Annotated in this window: 17 protein-coding genes; 7 read left to right on the top strand and 10 right to left on the bottom strand. The window is 67.4% G+C overall.

The window, feature by feature from the left end; genetic code table 11:
* Nucleotides 1–48: 48 nt before the first annotated feature.
* The 9 genes from AP428_RS32400 to AP428_RS32360 all read right to left on the bottom strand — a co-directional run bounded on the left by AP428_RS32400 (nucleotide 49) and on the right by AP428_RS32360 (nucleotide 9,614).
* A complete protein-coding gene (locus AP428_RS32400) occupies nucleotides 49–315 on the bottom strand; it encodes a hypothetical protein (RefSeq protein WP_227746085.1) in 267 nt (88 codons plus the stop codon).
* Nucleotides 316–382: 67 nt separating this feature from the next.
* Nucleotides 383–1,906 (bottom strand): UxaA family hydrolase, encoded by a 1,524-nt coding sequence (locus AP428_RS32395; protein WP_011549861.1) that lies wholly within the window; start codon nucleotides 1,904–1,906, stop codon nucleotides 383–385.
* Nucleotides 1,903–3,066 (bottom strand): D-mannonate oxidoreductase, encoded by a 1,164-nt coding sequence (locus AP428_RS32390; protein ID WP_011549862.1) that lies wholly within the window; start codon nucleotides 3,064–3,066, stop codon nucleotides 1,903–1,905. The genes AP428_RS32395 and AP428_RS32390 overlap by 4 nt, the downstream gene beginning before the upstream one ends.
* 31 nt (nucleotides 3,067–3,097) lie before the next feature.
* Nucleotides 3,098–4,108 (bottom strand): zinc-binding alcohol dehydrogenase family protein, encoded by a 1,011-nt coding sequence (locus AP428_RS32385; protein WP_041489557.1) that lies wholly within the window; start codon nucleotides 4,106–4,108, stop codon nucleotides 3,098–3,100.
* A 23-nt stretch (nucleotides 4,109–4,131) separates the two neighbouring features.
* Nucleotides 4,132–5,007: an amidohydrolase gene (locus AP428_RS32380; protein WP_011549864.1), complete on the bottom strand. Its 876-nt coding sequence runs from the start codon at nucleotides 5,005–5,007 to the stop codon at nucleotides 4,132–4,134.
* On the bottom strand, nucleotides 5,004–6,020 hold the full coding sequence (locus tag AP428_RS32375) for an aldo/keto reductase (protein ID WP_011549865.1): 1,017 nt from the start codon (nucleotides 6,018–6,020) through the stop codon (nucleotides 5,004–5,006). The genes AP428_RS32380 and AP428_RS32375 overlap by 4 nt, the downstream gene beginning before the upstream one ends.
* 35 nt (nucleotides 6,021–6,055) lie before the next feature.
* Nucleotides 6,056–7,003, bottom strand: a complete 948-nt coding sequence (locus tag AP428_RS32370; RefSeq protein WP_011549866.1) for an ABC transporter substrate-binding protein — start codon at nucleotides 7,001–7,003, stop codon at nucleotides 6,056–6,058.
* A 42-nt stretch (nucleotides 7,004–7,045) separates the two neighbouring features.
* On the bottom strand, nucleotides 7,046–8,077 hold the full coding sequence (locus AP428_RS32365; protein ID WP_011549867.1) for an ABC transporter permease: 1,032 nt from the start codon (nucleotides 8,075–8,077) through the stop codon (nucleotides 7,046–7,048).
* Nucleotides 8,070–9,614: a sugar ABC transporter ATP-binding protein gene (locus AP428_RS32360; RefSeq protein WP_011549868.1), complete on the bottom strand. Its 1,545-nt coding sequence runs from the start codon at nucleotides 9,612–9,614 to the stop codon at nucleotides 8,070–8,072. The genes AP428_RS32365 and AP428_RS32360 overlap by 8 nt, the downstream gene beginning before the upstream one ends.
* Before the next feature lie 233 nt (nucleotides 9,615–9,847).
* Between AP428_RS32360 and AP428_RS32355 the strand changes: the two genes are divergently transcribed.
* Nucleotides 9,848–10,549, top strand: coding sequence for a FadR/GntR family transcriptional regulator (locus AP428_RS32355; protein ID WP_011549869.1), 702 nt, complete (start codon nucleotides 9,848–9,850; stop codon nucleotides 10,547–10,549).
* 50 nt (nucleotides 10,550–10,599) lie between these two features.
* Here the strand turns inward: AP428_RS32355 and AP428_RS32350 are convergent, their stop codons facing one another.
* Entirely contained in the window at nucleotides 10,600–11,925 is a 1,326-nt protein-coding gene (locus AP428_RS32350; RefSeq protein ID WP_054928659.1) for an MFS transporter, read from the bottom strand.
* Between the two features lie 528 nt (nucleotides 11,926–12,453).
* Between AP428_RS32350 and AP428_RS32345 the strand changes: the two genes are divergently transcribed.
* From AP428_RS32345 to AP428_RS32320, 6 genes are all read left to right on the top strand, one after another.
* A complete protein-coding gene (locus AP428_RS32345; protein ID WP_011549871.1) occupies nucleotides 12,454–13,398 on the top strand; it encodes a helix-turn-helix domain-containing protein in 945 nt (314 codons plus the stop codon).
* Between the two features lie 288 nt (nucleotides 13,399–13,686).
* Nucleotides 13,687–15,126 (top strand): APC family permease, encoded by a 1,440-nt coding sequence (locus tag AP428_RS32340; RefSeq protein ID WP_054928658.1) that lies wholly within the window; start codon nucleotides 13,687–13,689, stop codon nucleotides 15,124–15,126.
* A 261-nt stretch (nucleotides 15,127–15,387) separates the two neighbouring features.
* Nucleotides 15,388–16,833, top strand: a complete 1,446-nt coding sequence (locus AP428_RS32335; protein WP_041489558.1) for an aldehyde dehydrogenase — start codon at nucleotides 15,388–15,390, stop codon at nucleotides 16,831–16,833.
* A 62-nt stretch (nucleotides 16,834–16,895) separates the two neighbouring features.
* Nucleotides 16,896–18,260 (top strand): aspartate aminotransferase family protein, encoded by a 1,365-nt coding sequence (locus AP428_RS32330; RefSeq protein ID WP_011695045.1) that lies wholly within the window; start codon nucleotides 16,896–16,898, stop codon nucleotides 18,258–18,260.
* Nucleotides 18,261–18,411: 151 nt separating this feature from the next.
* Nucleotides 18,412–18,975 carry a cytochrome b gene (locus AP428_RS32325; RefSeq protein ID WP_011549875.1) on the top strand — a complete coding sequence of 188 codons (564 nt, stop codon included), beginning with the start codon at nucleotides 18,412–18,414 and terminating at the stop codon, nucleotides 18,973–18,975.
* 191 nt (nucleotides 18,976–19,166) lie between these two features.
* Nucleotides 19,167–20,315 (top strand): porin, encoded by a 1,149-nt coding sequence (locus tag AP428_RS32320; RefSeq protein ID WP_011549876.1) that lies wholly within the window; start codon nucleotides 19,167–19,169, stop codon nucleotides 20,313–20,315.
* The last annotated feature ends 41 nt before the right edge of the window (nucleotides 20,316–20,356 follow it).

Genomic DNA, 20,356 nt, shown 5'->3' with positions numbered 1-20,356 from the left:
GACGATCGATCCTGCAACGGTGCCGCCCCCGGGCGGCTTCGGCTTCGGCTACGCGAAGCGACCGGAGGCTGCCATGCCGGCGCCGTCCGGGCCAGATCGCGTACCGAAGCGCCGTTGCAACTCGATGATCGTCGGCAGGTTGAAATCGTGGACGTCCGGCGTGGCGCCGCCCTGCCGCCGGCTCACCTCGACACAGAGTTCCAGCGCACGCGCGCGCGTCTCGGCGAGCAAGCGCAGCGCCTCGCCGAGCAAGCCCTTCTCCAGTTCCGACAGCGAGCCGTCGTGACCGGTTTCGCCGATCGCCGGCTCGCTCATGCTGGTTTCCATCGCGGCTCCTCCTTCGCTGTCCGATTGCGCACGCGGTCGCACGCCGCCTTTCGCGTCACATGACCGCGCCGCGCAGCCACGGCACGAACTCGCGTTCGCCGATGCCGTTGTCCTCGCTGCGGGATCTGCGTCCGGAGGCGACGTCGAGCATCAGCCGGAACAGCCGCTCGCCCGCTTCGCCGACCGAGAGCGAACCGGCGACGATCCCGCCGCTGTCGAAATCCATGTCCGACTGCATCCGCTCGAACAAGCCGGTCGTCGTCGCGATCTTGATCGTCGGTACCGGCTTCGAGCCGAACACCGAACCGCGGCCCGTCGTGAAGCACACGAGATTCGCGCCGCCGGCGATCTGCCCGGTGGCCGACACCGGGTCGTAACCGGGCGTATCCATGAACACGAGCCCGGCTTGCCGCACCGGCTCCGCATAGTCGTAGACCGCGCGCAGCGGCGAGCGGCCGCCCTTCGACACCGCGCCGAGCGATTTCTCGAGAATCGTCGTGATGCCGCCGGCGAGGTTGCCGGGCGACGGGTTGTTGTTCATTTCGCCGCCGTTGTCGGCGACGTAGCGCTCCCACCACTGCAACCTGCCGAGCAAGCGCTCGGCCACGTCGCGCGAAGCTGCCCGCGCGATCAGCAAATGCTCCGCGCCGTAGATCTCGGGCGTCTCGGACAGAATCGCGGTGCCGCCGTTGCGGACCAGCAGATCGACTGCCGCGCCGAGCGCCGGATTCGCGGTGATGCCCGAGTAGCCGTCGGACCCACCACACTGCAGGCCGACCGTCAGCCGCGAGGCCGGCACGGCGCTGCGACGCGCGCCTTCGGCCCGCTCCAGCAACTCGCGCACGATCGACACGCCTTTGGCCACGGTGTCGCGCACCCCGCCCTCGTCCTGGATGACCAGCGTGCGCACGGTGCCCGGCGATGCCGCATCGAGCCGTTGCGCGAGCGCGCCGACCTGGTTGACCTCGCACCCGAGGCCGACGAGCAGCACGCCGGCGAAATTCGGGTTGCGCGCATAGCCGACGAGCGTGCGCCGCAGCAGTTCGATGCCGTCGCCGGTCGCCGACATGCCGCAGCCGCTCTGATGGGTGATCGCGACGACGCCGTCGACGTGACCGAACGCATCGAGCGCGCCGTGCCGGTATGCATCGGCGATCGCATGACACACGCTCGCCGAACAGTTGACGCTCGCGATCACGCCAACGTAGTTGCGGGTCCCCACGCTGCCGTCGGGCCGCACGAATCCGTCGAAGGTATCGCGGCGATCCGCGGCAACGTCGTGCGTGCCGCCGACCGACCCGTCATCGTGCGCATGCCGCTCGGGCATCCCGACGTTGTGCACGTGAACATGCTCGCCCGCGGCGATGTCGCGCAGCGCGACACCGATCGGCTGCCCGCATTTGACGATCGTGTCGCCGCGCGCGATCGGCGCGGTGGCGATCTTGTGGCCGGCCGGTATCGCGGCCGCCGGCCGCAGCGGTGCGCCGTGTACGTCGACCGGCACCTCCGGCGCGAGCGCGTCGAGTGCGACGGCGACGTTGTCGTTGCGGTGAAGAATCACGATGGTCGGTTGCTTCACGATGCATCTCTCCCTGTCATTGCGATGGCCGCCGGCTCATAGCGGGCGACGAGTTGCCGTAACCGTGGCTGTTCAGTCTGCACCGCCAGCGAATCCGCGAGCGCGAGCAGCGGCTCGATCCGCCGCGCCACCTTCTCCCGATGGTTGATTGCGATATCGGCGATGCGATGCGCAAGAAACGGATTGAGAAAGCGCTCGCGCACGCTGTCGACGTAGCGTTCCGCCGTGTCGCGCAAGCCCAGCGCGACGAAAACCGGCGCGACTTCATCGCGCCACACGGCTTCGAGACCGTCGCGCAGCCGCGCATCGTTCATCGCGTCCAGCACCGTTTCCGATGCGTCGCGCCCTGCCGCGAGCCACTGCTCCGCGAGCCAGCTGTGCCCGAGATTGAGGAAGAACAGCTTCAGGCGCTCGTGGCCGCGCAAATCGTCGGTGACGACGATCTGCGCATGCGTGCACGGCAGCGCCATATCGGCACGCCGTTCGATCGCCCATAGCGCGTAGGGCTCCGCGATCGCGCCGACCGGATGCAGCGGCTCGGACACGATGCGGTCGACGAGCGAGTTGACCCATACGCAGCGGTTGCCCAGATAGTCGGCGAACGCGTCGGGCAGCCGCCACTGGCGCGCGAGGCCCAGCACGATGTCGCGCAGCGTGTCGCCGTTGTTCGTCACCAGTTCGCAAGGCAGCACGGTGACGCCATCGCCGGGCCGCACCTGCCAGCGCGCGTGCAGCAGCGCGAGCAGCTTCGCCGGAAAGCCGTGCGGTGCGTGCGCCGGTTGGGCCAGCAGGTCCACCGTGTCGCGCGGATCGGGGCGATACCCTGCGTCGCCGGTGTTCGACACGATCACGCGCACCGTCTCGATCGCGGCACCGCGGATCTCCGCCCAGTCCCGCTCGGCGTCCCACGCGCGCTGCACGGCGCGGCACTCGACGACTTCGTCGACCACGACGCCGTGCTCGCGCCCGCGAATCCGCACCGGATAGCGACCGGTGGCGCGCAGCGCGTCGATGCGGGCGCGGCTGGCCGGATTGCCGGTCGTCTGCACGATGCCGATGCCGCCCATCGCGTTGCCGTCGTCCAGCGCCTGGGACACGAACAGGTCGACGTGCGCCAGCAGGAAGCGGCTCGTGCCGAACTGCAGGATCGGCGGCATCATCGCGTGCGCTCCGCGTGCCGGATTCGATCGTTCAGCATTCGACGAGCGCCTTCACGACGGTCTGCCCCGCCTCCAGCAGGCGCGGCAGCGCATCCGGCACCTCCTCGAGCCGCATCCGGTGCGTGTTCAGCGCGCGGTCCGGAATGCGCCCCGCACGCATCGCGTCGAGCACTGTCGCGAAATCCTCGGCGGTCGCATTGCGGCTCGCGAGCAGCGTGGTTTCCCGCTTGTGGAATTCCGGGTCCGAAAACGCGACATGCCCGCGCACGATCGAGATCAACGTGTACTTGCCGCCGTGCGCGACGAACTCGAAACCGCGATTCATCGCATCGAGGTTGCCGGTCGCGTCGAATACCGCATCGAAATACTCGCCGTTCGTCAACGACGCGAGACGCGCTGCGTCGTCTTCCCCCACCTCCACCGTCGCATCGACCGTGAGATGCTGCCGGCAAAACGCGAGCCGATCCGCCCGCGTGTCGAGGCATGTGACGTCGGCGCCGCGCAGCTTCGCGAAGATCATCGCCGCCATGCCGATCGGCCCGGCGCCGACAATCAGCGCCCGCTGTCCGGCACGGACGTCCGCGCGCCGCACCGCATGCGCGCCGATCGCAAGGAATTCCAGCATCGCCGCCTGGTCGAGCGAAATGCCGTCGGCCTTGTGAACGAACTGCGCGGGCACGCTCAGGTATTCGGCGAGCGCGCCGTCGCGATGCACGCCGAGCACCTTGATGTTGACGCAGCAGTTCGTGTTGCCGTGGCGGCAGGCGACGCAGTGTCCGCACGACAGATACGGCATCACGTACACCGCGTCGCCCACGCCGAGACCCGACTCCGGTTCCGCCTCGACGACGACCGCGGAAAGCTCGTGCCCCATCACGCGCGGATAGTCGAGGTACGGCTGGTTGCCGGTGAAGATGTGCAGGTCGGTGCCGCAGATGCCGACCCGTTGCACGCGCAACAGCACTTCGCCGCTGCCGCGCACGGGCAGTTCGCGCTGCTGCACGCGCAGCACGCCGGGGGATTCGCAGATCACGCTGAGCATGTCGGTTTTCCTTTCGTTCGGTTTCATTCGTCGTGGCGTGCGGTGTCGATCCGGTAGAAGCGCCGTGCGTTACCGCCGAAGAGGTCGGGCAATGCCGCGGAGCCGAGCAACCGTGCGCAATCGTCCTCGCACGCAGCCAGCCATTCGCCGTAGCCGCCGCATGCCGACGCCAGCCGCAGCACCGGCCAGTCGCTGCCCCACATCAGGCGCGTCGGCCCGAACAGTTCGGCCAGCGCGTGGACATACGGCCGCGTGCGCGTGCGGACGGCATCGGGGCCGGCCGACGGCCCCGCTTCGGTCCAGAGACCGGACAGCTTGCAATGAAGGTTCGGCAGGCTCGCGAGCCGGCTCATCGCGGACAGCCACGGCTGCAATTCGCCGCGCTCGATGAACGGCTTCGCGCCGTGGTCGATCACGATCGGCAGTTCGGGATGGCGCCGCGCGAACGCGTATAGCGCGTCGAGATGACGCGGCATCACGAGTGCATCGAAACGCAGCCCGTGCTCGAGCATCGCGGCGACCGCGCGATCCAGGCGCGGATCGTCGATCCACGCGTCGTCGGGCAGATCCTGCAGCATCGGTCGCAAGCCGCGCGCTTTCGGTGCCGCCGCGAACGCCGCGATCCGCGCCGGTGCGTCGTCGGCCTTCAGGTCGACCCAGCCGACCACGGCGCCGACGGTCGGCGTTTCATTCGCGAGATCGAGCAGAAAACGCGTGTCGGCTTCACTCGGCAGCGATTGCACGAGGACGGTGGTATCGATGCGCGCGGCGTCGAGCAGCGGCGCCAGATCGGCGGGGCCGAAATCCCGGTGAATCGCATCGAGTTCGGCCGGCGGCCAGCAGCCGGCCCGCGCGCCGATTCGCCAGTAGTGCTGATGGGCGTCGATCCGCGCGGTCATGCGCGGGCTCCCGGAACCGGCGCGTGCGCCGCGATCAACCCTTCGTCGCGCAACGCATCCCACAGTTCGGCCGGCGCGGGGCGCTCGAACCAGTCGATGTTCTGCTTCAACTGGCCCACGCTGCGCGCGCCGATCACGCACGACACGACGGCCGGATGGCCGAACGGGAACTGCAACGCAGCGGCGGGAAGCGGCACGTCGAAGCGCTTGCACAGCGCGCCCAGCCGCGTCGCCTTGTCGATCACGTCGGCGCTCGCGTCCGCATAGTTGAACTTGCCGTTGCCGGCGAGCAGGCCGGAATTGAACACGCCGCCGATCACGATCGCCGTCCCTTCCCGGGCGCACGCGTCGAGCAGCGGTTCGAGCGCCGTCTGTTCGAGCAGCGTGTAGCGGCCGGCCAGCAGCACGGCGTCGAGCGCCGCTTCGTTCAACGCGTCGGCCGCGACTTCCCATTCGTTCACGCCGAGACCGAACCCGCCGATCTCGCCGCCCGAGCGCAGCGCCTCCAGCGCGCGAAACCCGCCGCCGCGGGTCAACTGCGCCCAGTAGTGCGCGTGACGATCGCCATGCGTCATCGCGCCGATGTCGTGCACGTACAGCATGTCAATCCGCGCGAGCCCGAGCCGTTGCCGGCTGTCGTCGTACGAGCGCATGATGCCGTCGTAGCTGTAGTCGTAGACCGGCCGGAACGGCAGCGGCTCGGCCCAGCCGTCGTCGCCCGGCCGCACGCTCGCGTCGGCGCGCATCAGCCGCCCGACCTTCGTGCTGAGCGTGAAGGCGCCGCGCTCGCGCGCGGCGAGCCCCGCCCCCACGCGCCGCTCGGACAGCGTGTAGCCGTAATACGGCGCGGTGTCGAAATAGCGCAGGCCGGCCGCCCACGCGGCATCGACGAGGGCTGCGGCATCGGCGGCCGACATCGGCCGATAAAGGCCGCCGAGCTGCGAGCAGCCGAGGCCGAGCGCGGACACCGTCAGCCCGCTGCGCGGCAAGGTGCGCGTATCGTTTGCGTTCATGAGGCGTGACTGGTTGCGGGAAAGAGACACGGCGATCAGTACAGGACGTTCTTCGCCGCCTGCGAATCGAGGTTCTGCTTGTCGACCATCACGACGCCGGTATCGATCAGCTTCGGCGCGGGCTTGCGCTCGATGACGTCGAGCGCCGTGCGCACGCCCTGGTTCCCCATCTGCCACGAGCCCTGCACGGCGATCGCCTGCACGGTGCCGTCGCGCACGAAGCCCTGCAGGTCCTCGTTGCCGTCGAACCCGATCGCCACCACCTTGCCCGCCTTACCCGACTGCTTCAGCGCGCGGCCCATCCCGACCGCGGTCGGCTCGTTCGCGCCGAAGATGCCCTTCAGGTCCGGGTTCGCCGACAGCACGTCGGTCGTCTGGTTCAGCGCGGTCGCCATTTGCGATTGCGAGTAGTACGGGCCGACGACCTGCAGCTTCGAATGGCTCTCGATGTACTTGCGGAACCCGCCGACACGGCTGACCTCCGACCCCGCGCCCGGCACGTACGACATGATCGCGATCTTGCCAGACTGCCCGACGCGGTCGATCAGCGCCTTCGCGCACAGCGCGCCCGCCTTCTCGTTGTCGGTCGACAGGAACGCCTGGTAGTACGGTTTGCCGGCGTCGGCGATGGCCGAGTCGATCAGCACGACGGGAATGTGCGCTTCCCACGCCTTCTTGATCGCGGGCACGAGCGCATCGGGATCGGACGGCGCGAGCACGATGCCCGCCACGTGACGCGTGACCGCGTTGTCGACCATGTTGACCTGCCCGCTGATGTCCGACTCGGCCGCCGGCCCCTGGAACGTCATCGTGTAGCCCTTGGCGCCGTCGAGCGCCGCCTTCGCGCCCTTCTGCACGTTCTGCCAGTAGTTCGAATTGACCGTCTTGACGATCACCGCGATTTCGCCGCCCGCCGCATACGCACCGCTGCTGCATACCGCGAACACGCACGCCGATGCCGCCAGCAGGATGGATTTGTTCATGTCTCGCTCCGCTTCTCGTTGGTAGGGACTGCTTGCTGCCGGTCAGGGCCGGCGATTGCGCAACTGGTCGATCCACACCGTGCCGAGGATCACGACGCCGATGATGATCTGCTGGATGAAGCTCGACACGCCGTTCATGTTCAGGCCGTTGCGCAGCACGCCGATCACGAACGCGCCGATCGCCGTGCCGGAAATCGTGCCGACGCCGCCCATCAGCGACGTGCCGCCGATGACCGAGCTGGCGATCGCGTCGAGCTCGTACATCACGCCTTCGTTCGGTTGCCCGGTGACGAGCCGCGACATCAGCACGCAGCCGGTCACGCCCGCGAGCGCGCCGGACAGCACGTAGGTGAACAGCTTCACGCCCTGCACGTTCACGCCCGACAGCCGGGCCGCTTCCGCGTTCGACCCGACCGCATAGATATGACGGCCGAGCGACGTTCTCGACAGCAGGACCGACACCACGACGAACAGCACGACCATGATCACGACCGGATACGGAATGCCGGGAAAGGTCGTGTCGGGGAAGCCGTCTGCGCCGATCCGCGAGATCCGCAGCAGCGCGCCGTTGCCGAGCGCGCCGAACGCGTCGCCGAGATCCGATACCGGCCGGGCGCCCGTGATCTGGAGCGCGATGCCGCGCGCGACGAGCATCATGCCGAGCGTCGCGATGAACGGCGGCAGGCCCATCTGCGTCACGCAGATGCCGTTGACGAGCCCGCACAGCGCGCCGACCAGGATGCCGGCCGCCATCGCCGCGGGCACCGGCACGCCGGCCTTGACCAGCAGCGCGGCGCACACGCCGGCCAGCGCGAGCACCGAGCCGACCGACAGGTCGATGCCGCCGGTGATGATCACGCAGGTGGCGGCCACGCCCAGATAGGCGATGGACGTGACCTGCAGGCCGACGGTCATCAGGTTGTCGACCGAGAAGAACGCCGCGCTCGATATCGAGAACGCGAACACGAGCACGACGAGACTGCCCAGCGCCGCGAACTTCTGGATCAGGTCGCGCCGCCGCTGTCGCGCCGCCCGTTCGTCGGCCTGGCTTCGATCGGATGTCATTTCAAGCATGGGAACGCCCCGACGCGTAGTGCATGATCTCCTCCTGACTGGTGTGTTTCGTATCGAGAATGGCGGTCATTCGACCTTCATGAAAAACGGCGATCCGGTCGGTCATGCCGAGCAGCTCCGGCAGTTCCGAACTGATCAGCACCACGCCGACGCCGTCGGCGGCGAGCCGGTCCATCAGCCCGTAGATCGCGAATTTGGCGCCGACGTCGATCCCGCGCGTCGGCTCGTCGAAGAACAGGATCTTCGAGCCGCGGTACAGCCATTTGCCGATGACGACCTTCTGCTGGTTGCCGCCGGACAGGTTGCGCACGCGCTGGTGCACGGACGGCGTGCGAATCGCCAGGTCCTGCACGTAGCGGCGCGCCACGTCGATCTCGTCGTCGAAACGCAGGAATCCGAAGCGCGACGCGATGCCGCGCACGTTCGCGAGCGTGAGATTCGCCGCGACCGGCATCGGCAGCGCGAGCCCCTCCTTCTTGCGGTCCTCCGACAGGTACGCGATGCCGTGCCGGATCGCCTCGCGCGGCGAGCGGATCGTCACGGGCCGGCCGTGCAGCGCGATCGTGCCGCCGTCGGGACGATCGGCGCCGAAGATCGCGCGCGCGATCTCGGTGCGCCCGGCGCCCATCAATCCCGCGAAACCGAGGATCTCGCCACGGCGCAGCGCGAACGACACCGGCCCGAACACGCCGTCGCGACGCAGGTCCCGCACGTCGAGCAGCACGTCGTCGGTCGGCACCGATTGCCGCGACGGATAGGCGTCGTCGAGCGTCCGCCCCACCATGCGCGCGACGATGTCGTCGATGCTCACGTCGGCGAAATCGTCCGTCGAAATGTGGCGCCCGTCGCGCAGCACCGTCACGCGATCGACGATCTGCGCCATTTCGTCGAGCCGGTGCGAGATATACAGAATCGCCACGCCGTCGGCGCGCAGCTCCTCGATGATGCGAAAGAGTTGCACCGTTTCCGCTTCCGTCAGCGACGACGTGGGCTCGTCCATGATCAGCACGCGCGCATCGTGCGACAGCGCCTTCGCGATCTCGACCATTTGCTGCTGCGCGATGGACAGCACGCCGACCTTCGTCGTCGGCGCGACGTTCAGGCCGATGCGCGCGATGCAGCGCGCCGCCTCCGCGTTCATGCGTTTCGTATCGACGAACGGCCCGCGCCGCGGCTCGCGCGCAAGGAACAGGTTCTCCGCCACGCTCAGGTGCGGGACGAGATTGAGTTCCTGGTGGATGATCGAGATGCCGGCCGCCTGCGCTTCGGAAGCCGAACGAAACCGCACCGGCGCGCCGCGATAGTGAACGGCACCCTCGTCGGGCAGGTATTGGCCGCTGATGATCTTCATCAGCGTCGATTTGCCCGCGCCGTTTTCGCCGCACACCGCATGCACCTCGCCGCGGCGCAGGTCGAGGCGAATCCCGTCGAGCGCGAGGACGCCCGGGAAGCGCTTGCGAATCCCGTCCAGGCGCAGGATCTCCTGGTCGGCTTCGTCGTGCGCGGCCTGACCGGGCAGATTGCGAGGCATTGCCATTGCGTCTCCTTGGGATGGATCGACCTCGACACTACGTGGTCAGTCCAATTTGGCTGAATTACAGCAATCAAACTCATTTTGGTCAAGCCAATTTAATTATTCACATCTGATCTTACCAATGGTGAAAACCCGGACATCCGAATGAACGCGCCGCCGCACGGGGCGATGCAGCAAGCGTGATAGACTCCGCGACACGCGCTTGCGCCCAAAGCGCCTTGATCCCGATCCATCGAATGAAATCGACAGAACCCAAGCGGCTTTACCAATCGGTCGCGGCCCAGATCGTCGCGCTGATTCGTCAGGGCGAATTCGCGATCGGCGAGCGGTTACCGCCGGAGCGCGAGCTGGCGCTGACGCTCGGCGTATCGCGCCCATCGCTGCGCGAAGCGTTGATCGCGCTGGAAATCGGCGGCCAGATCGAAATCCGGATGGGCTCCGGCGTCTATGTGCGCGACACGGCGGCCGACGACGTCGGCCCGATGGCCACGCTCGGCGACAGTCCGTCGGAATTGATGCAGGCCCGCGCGGCCGTCGAAGGCAGCGTCGCCGCGCTGGCCGCCGCGCGGATGACGGCCGCCATGCTGGAACGCCTGCGCCGCACCGTGCAGCGCATGAAGCGGCTCGCGGAGGCCGGCAAATCGCCGGTCGAAGCCGACCGGCAGTTCCACATGCTGATCGCGGAAGCCGCCGGCAATTCGGTGCTCACCCGCTTCGTCGGCGAGCTGTTCGACAGCCGCCACGACCCAATCGCGGCCGCCATGCGCGGTCACGCGGAAAATCCGCAGACCTGGACCGCCGCGGTGCGCGAGCACGAGGACGTGCTGCTCGCGCTGCAGGCCGGCGACCCGATTGCGGCCCAGACGGCGATTCGCGCGCATCTTCGTGCGTCCGAAGCGCGGTGGATCGAGGGTGGCCTGAAAGCCGATCCGGATTGACCGCGTGCCGGCGCCGGCACGCGTTGGCGAGCACGGGCGCCGGCAACGCGCTATTCAACGCCCTGCAACGCGGCCCGTTCGCTGGCCGTGCGGCGCGCCGGCAGCGTGCGCGGCACCAGGCTCGTCACCAGCACCGCGCCGACCACCAGCAGCCCCGCCACCACCCCGAACCCGGCATACGGCGCGCCGGTCCGCGCAAACAGGACGCCGACCAGCCACGAACTGAACGCCCCGCCGAGCGAACCCAGCATGCTGATCACCGCGATGCCCGCCGCCGCCCGGCCGGTCAGTTGGGCAGCCGGAATCGTCCAGAACACGATCGGCACGGTGAACGCGCACAGCTGCGCGATCGCAAGCAAGGCCACGGTGATCCATACGTGACCGACCGAGAAGCGCAGGAGCAGCAGACTGCAGGCGGTGACGAGCATGCACACCACCGCATGCCACCGGCGCTCGCCGTATCGGTCGGAACTCCATGCGATCGCCACGTTGCCGATCATCGTGAACACGGAAATCAGTCCGGACAACCAACCGATTCCGGTGACGCTCGCCACCCCGGCCGCCTTCAGCACCGTCGGCGACCAGAACGTCACCGTACCCATGCCGACGTAGACGCAGAAATAGATCGCCGCAAGCCCCAGCACCCGACCGTTGCGAACGATGTCGAGCACGCCCACCCGGCCATGGCCGACCACGGCCGAGGCCCGCTCCGCGTCCAGATCGCGCAAGAGCGCCTGCCGCTCCGGCGGCGACAGCCATGCCGCCTGCTCCGGCCGGTCGCTCAGCATCCGCGGCGCGACCAGCCCGAGCGCGATGGCCGGCAATCCCTCGATCAGGAACAGCCATTGCCATCCGCGTAACCCCATCGTGTCCTGCAGGTGCGCCATGATCCAGCCGGACAGCGGTCCGCCGATCATCCCGGCTACAGGAACGGCGAGCAGCAGCACGCTGTTGACACGGGCGCGCACCGTATCCGGAAACCAGTACGACAGGTACAGGATCAGGCCCGGAAAGAAGCCGGCCTCGGCGGCGCCGAGCAGAAAGCGCACCACGTACAGCGACACGCTCCCGGTCACGAACATCTGCGCCACCGTGCAGAGGCCCCACAGCACCATGATTCGCATGAGCGTGCGGCTCGCGCCGATGCGCGCCAGCACCAGATTGCTCGGCACCTCGAATGCGGCGTAACTGATGAAGAAGATGGCCGTCGCGGAGCCGAATACGGCTTCGCTCAAGCCGAGGTCCTGCAGGAACTGCAGCTTGGCGAACCCGATGTTGACGCGATCGACGAAGTTGATCACGTAACAGACGAACAGAAACGGAATCACGCGCAGCGCGATCCGACGATACAAGACGGCAGGGGGTGACTCGGACATGGACCGCTCCCGGTATGTGGACATGCGTCACGAGCAAGCGAGGCGTTGCGAAGCAATTATACGAATCCCGTATTTCGGGATTTATTGGTAGTTAACACGAGAGAGGGCGCTGACCCGTGAGACACCACGTCGCCAAATCCGCATTCGTCAGTTTTGTAAGAAAACAGCAACGTATTACGATCTTATTGGCCGCTTTCCCCTCGTTGCAAGACCTCGCGCAACACCATGTGTAAACCCGACCTTATAAATAAATACAATCCCTTATAATGAGATTTTAAAAAACACGATCGCCAACGACGGTCGCTTGTCGATATTGTCCGGCACCCCCGCATTTCTTTCGGTTCGGTTACGCTCCGTCGCCCTCCGCGACGTGCTCGCTCGACGAGGGTCAACGGGTTTTCGATCGGGTCACCCGGTGTTTTTTTCTGGATATGATCGTCTGCAGGACGAGCCGCGCTGCCCGCGCCCGGGCAGCATGAGCCGGCTTCGGCCGGGATCGAATTTGAAACGGGATGCATTCGCCACGCCATGAACCTGCGCGCTGAAACACTGTGCTTCTCGGATGTGTTCCTCCATTCCCAGGCGATCGTGAACTGGTCGCAGCACTACGACCAGATCAGTCCGGGCACCGCCACGACCACGCTGCGCCAGGTCGCCGGCCAGCGTTTTCACGTCTTTCGCGAACGCATCAACCAGCGCGTGATGCAGCACGGCCTCGCGCCGCGCAACCGGCTCTGCTTCGCGCTGCCGATCGCCAGTGCGGTCGCGCCCGTGGTCCAGGGGCGCGCCGTCGAGTGTCCGAGCCTGCTGACCCTGCGCGGCGGCGAGGAGTTCGTCGCCCACCTGCCGTGCGACACCGAGGTGCTCGCGTTCACGATCGACCGCACGCTCACGGCCGACCGCGAACTGGACGAACTCGCGAACCTCCCCGCCCGCATCCTGAAGCAGCCGGTGCTGCCGATCTCGCCCGCACGCTACGGCAATGCACTGAACGGCCTCGAGCGCGTGCTTTGCCAGGCGCTCGACAGCGGTTCGCTCACCGCACGCGATGCGTTCGACGAACGCGTGCTCGCGCACAGTGTGGTCGGCATCCTGCTCGATCTCGTACAGTCCGACGACCCGGATGCGGGGGCGCTGCCGTCGGCATCGACGCAGAGCTACATCGTGCGCCGCAGCCAGGAAATCGCGCTGGAATCCGACGACGTACCAACGGTCCTCGATCTCTGTCACCACCTCCGCATCAGCCGCCGCACGCTGCAATACAGCTTCCAGAACGTGGTCGGCACCACGCCGACCGCCTATCTGCGCTCGATCCGGCTGAACGCCGTGCGCCGCTTCCTGATGACGACACCCGAGACGATACGGATCGGCGACGCGGCAGCGCAATTCGGCTTTTGCCACTTCGGACGCTTCTCCGCGTACTACCAGCAGCATTTCCACGAGCTGCCGTCGCACACGCCGCGCCTGAGCTGAGCCTGCGGCAGACGCATGGCGGCGCCGCATCCGGGTAATCCCCCGGCCGGCCGACACGTGCGGATTGCCGATAACGGACAACGACCGTTTTTTCGCCACCGTAAATTTTGTCGTCGGCCGGCTCGCATGCGCTGCACCGCATCGAGCGGCCGTCCAAGCGCACACCCGTGGCGTCGGCGAACGTCGACATCGCTTGCCGGCTCGTCAGGAGCGGCGCGCGGCACGGGGCTATCGATCAGGCATGCCGGTGTCGACTCCTGACGCACGATCCGGCCAGCGGGACTACTCATGAACGAATCGTCACCCCGGTCCGAAGCGGGGCTCAGCAAGAACACCGTCGGACTCTCACACATCGTCTTCTTCGTCGTCGCCGCGGCCGCGCCGCTCACCGCGATGGTCGGCGCGACACCCGCGGCGTTCTCGCTCGGCAACGGCCCCGGCGTGCCGGGCGTATTCGTGCTGGCGGGCGTGATGTACCTGATTTTCAGCATCGGCTATGCCGCGATGAGCCGGCACATCTCCAATGCGGGCGCGTTCTACGCATACATCGCGAACGGGCTCGGGCGCCCTGCCGGCGTGGGCGGCGCATTCGTCGCGATCGTCGCGTACAACGCGGTGCAGATCGCGATCTACTGCATGTTCGGCTTCTTCCTGAACGACAGCATCCAGCGGCACTATGGCGTCGACGTGCCGTGGTGGGCGTTCGCGCTCGCGTGCGTCGTCGCGGTCCACTTCTGCGGCGCGCGGCGCATCGAGTTCAGCGGCCGGCTGCTCGGCATGCTGATGATCGGTGAAATCGCGATCGTGATGCTGCTCGATCTCGCGATCGTCGCGCACGGCGCGAGCACCGGCGGCTTCAGCGCGAAACCGTTCAGCCCCGCGATGGTGTTCGCGCCCGGGCTCGGCACCGCGCTCGTGTTCGTGCTCGGCTCGTACATGGGCTTCGAGGCGACGGCAATCTTCTCCGAGGAGGCGCGCGACCCGAAGCGCACGATTCCGCGCGCCACCTACCTGGCCGTGATCCTCATCATGGCGTTCTACGCGCTGTCGTCGTGGGCGATCGTCGAGGCGTGGGGCGAGCACGCGATCGCCGCGCAGGCCGCGCGCGATCCGGCCAATCTCTGGTTTGCCGTCAGCGGCCGGCTGCTCGGCGGCATCGCGACGGACGCGATGAACGTGCTGCTCGTCACGAGCCTGTTCGCGGCCATCCTGTCGTTCCACAACACGATCACGCGCTATTTCTACGCGATGGGCCGCGAACGCGTACTGTGGCGCAAGCTCGGCCATACGTGCCCCGTGCACCGTTGCCCGGACGTCGCCGGCAAGGTGCAGACGCTGATCGCGCTCGCGGCCATCGCCGGATCGGCGGCCTTTCGCCTCGACCCGTTCGCGGTCGTGTTCTCGTGGATGAGCGCGCTGGCCACGATCGGCATCATCGCGGTGCAGATCCTGGTGGCGGCCTCGGTGATCGCGTTCTTCGCGCGCGACCGTCGGGACGCCGGCGTCGTGCACCGCCTGATCGCGCCGCTCGTCAGCGTGATCGCGCTCGGCGCGTGTCTCGTGCTGGTCGTGCGCAACCTGTCCGTGCTGAGCGGATCGGATTCGACCTTCGTCGCGATGTTTCCGTATTTCCTCGTCGCCGTCGGCGCGCTCGGCATCCGCGCCGCGCTGCGATTGAAGCGCAGCGACCCCGACCTGTATCGCGAACTCGGGCGCGCCGCCCAGTAGCCGCCGCCCGGACGGTGCCGCGCCGCACCGTCGTCTCGTTGTTCACTCCCCGAGCATTTCCCGCTGCCGACGCGCCCCGCGATGCGTCGCGCCGGCACGGGTATTCCCTAGCCCGATCGCGCGGCAACGATTGCCGATAGCGGACAAGGCTCCCGATTTCATCGACATACAGTGAATGCGACGTCGAAGCAGCACGGTGGCGGCCGCCCTCGCCGCCGCACCGTTCGGCCCGACGATTCGCCCCTGGGAAACACGGACACCATGATGAAAATTCAGAATCTGATCGGCGGCAGGCATTGCGACGCAGCGGCCGGCCGCACCTTCGAAAAACTGGCGCCGGCGACCGGCGACTACGTGGCCGCCGTGCCCGCATCGACCGCCGAAGACGTCGATCGCGCGGTGCGCGCCGCGCACGCCGCGCTGCACGACGACGCCTGGGCCCGCGCCGGCGGCCCGGCCCGCGCGCGCTGGCTGCTTCGGCTGGCGGACCTCGTCGAGCGCGACGGCAATGCGCTGACGGAATTGCTGGCCGTCGAACAGGGACGTCCGCTTGCCGAGATGCGCATGATGGACCTCCCGATGTGCATCGACACGCTGCGCTACTTCGCCGGCTGGGCCGACAAGCTCGAGGGCCGCACGATTCCGACCGACGGCTTCATGGGCCGCCCGACGCTCAGCTACACGCGGCGTGCGCCGGTGGGCGTCGCCGGCCAGATCATCCCGTGGAACGCGCCGTTGATGATCGCGGTATGGAAGCTCGCGCCGGCGCTGGCGGCCGGCTGCCCGGTGGTCGTCAAGCCGTCGGAAGACACGCCGCTGGCGATCACCCGGCTCGGTGAGCTCGTCTGCGAAGCCGGCCTTCCCGCCGGGGTCGTCAACATCGTCCACGGCATAGGCGCGGAAGTCGGCGCCGCGCTGGTCGCGCACCCGCTCGTGAACAAGATCAGCTTCACCGGCAGCACCGAAGTCGGCCGCGCGATCGCGGGAGTGGCTGCCAAGACCTTCAAGCGCGTCACGCTCGAACTGGGCGGCAAGGCCGCGCAGATCGTCTTCGCGGATGCCGATCTCGACCGTGCGATTCCGTCGCTGATGGCCGGCATGTTCGCGAACCAGGGACAGACGTGCGCGGCCGGCTCGCGCGTGCTCGCGCACCGCTCGATCGCCCAGGCACTCGAGGAACGGCTTGCCGACGCGGCCCGGGCGATGCGCATCGGTCCGCCATCGGAGCCCGGCGTGCAGATGGGTGCGCTGATCAACCCGCGTCACCTCGCGCGCGTGCGTACGCTCGTCGACGGCGCGCTCGCCGAAGGAGCGGTCATGCTCGCCGGCGACGAACAGGTGCCGCCGCGCGGCTGCTTCATGCGCCCCACGATCCTGGGCGGCGTCCATCCGGGCATGCGGATCGCCCGCGACGAAGTGTTCGGCCCGGTCGGCATGGTGATGCCGTTCGAGACCGAGGACGACGCCGTTCGCATCGCCAACGACACGCCGTTCGGCCTGTCCGCTTCCGTGTGGACGCAGGACGTCGGCACCGCGCACCGCGTCGCCGAGCGGCTCGACGTCGGCGCGGTCGCGATCAATGCGTGGAGTCCGATCGACGCACGCCTGCCGTGGGGCGGCACCAAGCAAAGCGGGATCGGGCGCGACCTGTCGAAGGCCGCGCTCGATTCGTACCTCGAGGAAAAGATCGTCACCGCAGCCCTGTGATCCCGCGGCGCGCACCGCGCCGCAACCTGTTCAAGCACTTCGCAAGAGAAACGAGAGACACCATGGACTATCAAAAGCGTCAAAAACGATTCTGGCATCCGATGAGCTCGGCGGCCGCCGGACATACGACCCCCACCGTGATCATCGAGCGCGGCGACGGCAACTACGTGTACGACGTCGACGGCCACCGCATGCTCGACGGGGTGGGCGGCCTGTGGAACGTCAACGTCGGTCACAACCGGCCGGAAGTGAAAAGCGCGATCGCCCGGCAGATGGACGAGCTGTCGTACTACCAGACCTTCGACGGCGTCGCCCATCCGCGCGTCTACGATCTGGCCGACCGCCTGTGCGCGATGTTCGCGCAGGAGGACATGCAACGGGTGATGTTCGGCAGCGGCGGGTCCGACGCGATCGAGACCGCGCTCAAGATGGCGCGCCAGTACTGGGTCGCCGCGGGCGAGCCGTCGCGCACGAAATTCCTGTCGCTGCGCAACGGCTATCACGGCGTGCACATGGGCGGCACGTCGATCGGCGGCAACGGCGTCTACCATTACAATCACGGCCCGCTGCTGCCCGGCTGCGTGCTGCTCGACACGCCGTGGCTCTATCGCAATCCGTGGAACTGCGACGACCCGCAACAACTCGTCGAGCACTGCATCCGGCAGCTCGAGGAAACGATCGCGTTCCACGGCCCGCAGACCATCGCCGCATTCGTCGCCGAACCGGTGCAGGGCGCCGGCGGCCTGATCGTCCCGCCGGCCGATTACTGGGCGCGCGTGCGCGCCGTATGCGACCGCAACGGCATCCTGCTGATCGCGGACGAGGTGGTCACCGGCTTCGGCCGCACCGGCAGCCTGCTCGGCAGCCGCGGCTGGGGCGTCGCCGCCGACATCCTGTGCGTCGCCAAGGGCATTTCCGCCGGCTACGTGCCGCTCGGCGCGACGCTGTACAACGGGCGGATCGCCGACGCGATCGAACATGGCGCGGGTTTCTCGCACGTGGTCATGCACGGCTATACGTACAGCGGGCATCCGCTCGCCTGCGCCGCGTCGCTCGCCGTGCTCGACATCGTCGAGGCCGAGGATCTGCCGGGCAACGCGGCGCGGGTGGGCCAGCGCCTGCTCGAGCAATTGCTGCCGCTGAAGGCCGACTTCGAGACCGTCGGCGACGTGCGCGGCAAGGGGCTGATGCTGGCGCTCGATCTGGTGACCGACAAGGCCAGCCGCACGCCGCTCGATCCGGGCCTGGGGTTCGCCGCCCGCGTGGCCGATGCCGCGCGCCGGCGCGGCGTGCTGGTGCGGGCGATCGCCAACAAGGTGGTGATGTCGCCGCCGCTGACGTTGCAGCAAGGCGAAGCCGACTTCATGGCCGTGACGCTGCGCGAGGCATTGCAGGAGTGCTGCGCGGATTCGCGGGCGATCGCCTGACCGCAGGAAGCAGCCCGGCGCACGGACTTTTCGTCGAAGGTTCGTGCGCCTCGCCATCCGGCCTCGGTTCGACGAAGATCGCCACGGGACGTCGAAGTCGACGATCGGCATCCCGCCTGTCGCAATGTCGTTTCAAAGGAAGACAAGTCAAATGGACAACCAGGCCATTGCATTCCCCGCGGAGAAATACCCGCTCACGCTTCGGCTGCTGCACTGGGTCAGGGCGATCCTGATCGGCGCGCAGCTCTGGACCGGCTGGACGATGGTCCGGCTCGACGACAACCTGCCGGCCAAGTTCGACTGGTATTACCCGACCCACAAGGAATTCGGCGTGCTCACGCTGCTGGTGGTCGTCACGCAACTGGCGATTCGTTCGATGAAGCCGTTGCCGCCGCTGCCTTCCACGCTGCCGACGCTCGACCGCAAGCTTGCCAAGATCGGCCACTACCTGCTGTACGCGCTCGCGATTATCGTGCCGCTGATGGGTTATTCGATGTCCAGCACGTTTACGCAGAGCGACGGCGTGCCGTTCTTCTTTTTCCGCGTACCCGAGCTGCTGCCGAAGAACGACCACTGGTTCGAGGCGTTTCAGTGGTTGCATAAGACGCTCGCCTACACGTTGCTCGCGCTCATCGTGCTGCATGTACTCGGCGCGCTGAAACACCGGTTCTTCGATCGCAATCCGGAAAACGACGTGCTGCGGCGGATGCTGTAACGCCGCCGCCACGCGGAACCTCGCGCCCGGCGAGGTTCGTCATTCGGTCCGCCGCGATCGCGGCGGGCCGATCTTCTTCGCATTTTATATTTCGTTTTACTAACGACAAGCGGACTTGCCACACGTGTCCGGTGCCGCCGCATGCCGTCGGAAACCGCGCCGCGTGGGCCGTCCCCACCTGGAGATCGACGATGAAGAAGATGATGGCGGCCGTATCGGCCGCGAGCGCCATGGGATTCGGCCTGACGGCCCATGCGCAAAGCACCGTGACGCTATACGGCCTGATCGACGAAGGCGTCAATTTCACGAGCAACGCGGGCGGCAGCAAGGCTTACCAGATGGTCAGCGGCGATACCGTGGGCAGCAACTGGGGGCTGAAAGGCACCGAGGACCTCGGCGGCGGGCTGAGAGCGCTGTTCCAGCTCGAGAACGGCTTCAACGCGAGCACCGGCGCGCTCGGCGTGACGTCGCGGATGTTCGGCAGGCAGGCCTACGTCGGGCTTGATTCCGACCGGTTCGGCACGCTCACGTTCGGCCGCCAGTACGACCCCACGCTCGACATGTGGAGTCCTTTCACGGCCACCGGCAACTGGCTCGGCGACTTCGGCGCGCACCCGTACGACAACGACAACGCCGACTGGGACTACCGCATCCAGAACAGCGTCAAGTACGTGTCGCCCACGTATGGCGGCTTCAAGGGCGAAGTGCTCTACGGGCTCGCGAATCAGGCGGGCGGCTTCGCGCGAAACCGCGTTTACAGCGCCGCCGTGCAGTACCAGGCCGGCGCATTTTCCGCCGCCGTCGCGTACCTGAAGGCCAACAACGGCGGCGCAATCGCGGGCGGCGCATTGTCGAGCGACGACACGGTCTTCAGCGGCCGCTCGCAGCAGAACATCGATGCCGGCGCATCGTACAAGTTCAGCGACAAGCTGACGCTGTCCGCCGCGTATTCTCACGTCGACGTGACCAACCCCGAGTCGAATCTCTACTTCACGAACCAGCCCGCGGCAGGCTCGCAGAACGCGTGGAAATTCGACAACTTCGAGGTCAACGGCCAGTATTTCTTCCGGCCGGATCTCTGGCTAGGCGCCGCCTATACCTACACGCATGCGCATGTCGCGACGGCGGCGGGCGATGCGTCGCCGAGCTGGCACCAGCTGTCGATGATGCTCGACTACGATCTCAGCAAGCGGACCTCGACGTACATCCAGGGCGCGTACCAGCATGCGACCGGCAACACCGGCACCGACTTCGACTACGCGCACGTGCTGGGCACGGCCGGGCAGTCGTCGGGCCGCAACCAACTGGCGTTGCGCGTCGGGATGATGCATCGTTTCTGAATCCAGTGGAAAAACACGGACTCGCGCGTGGCGCACGCGCC

It is taken from the genome of Burkholderia sp. E168m22 (assembly GCF_001319805.1).
GTDB classification, from domain to species: Bacteria; Pseudomonadota; Gammaproteobacteria; order Burkholderiales; family Burkholderiaceae; genus Burkholderia; species Burkholderia orbicola.
This window is presented reverse-complemented; position numbering and strand designations above follow the sequence as displayed.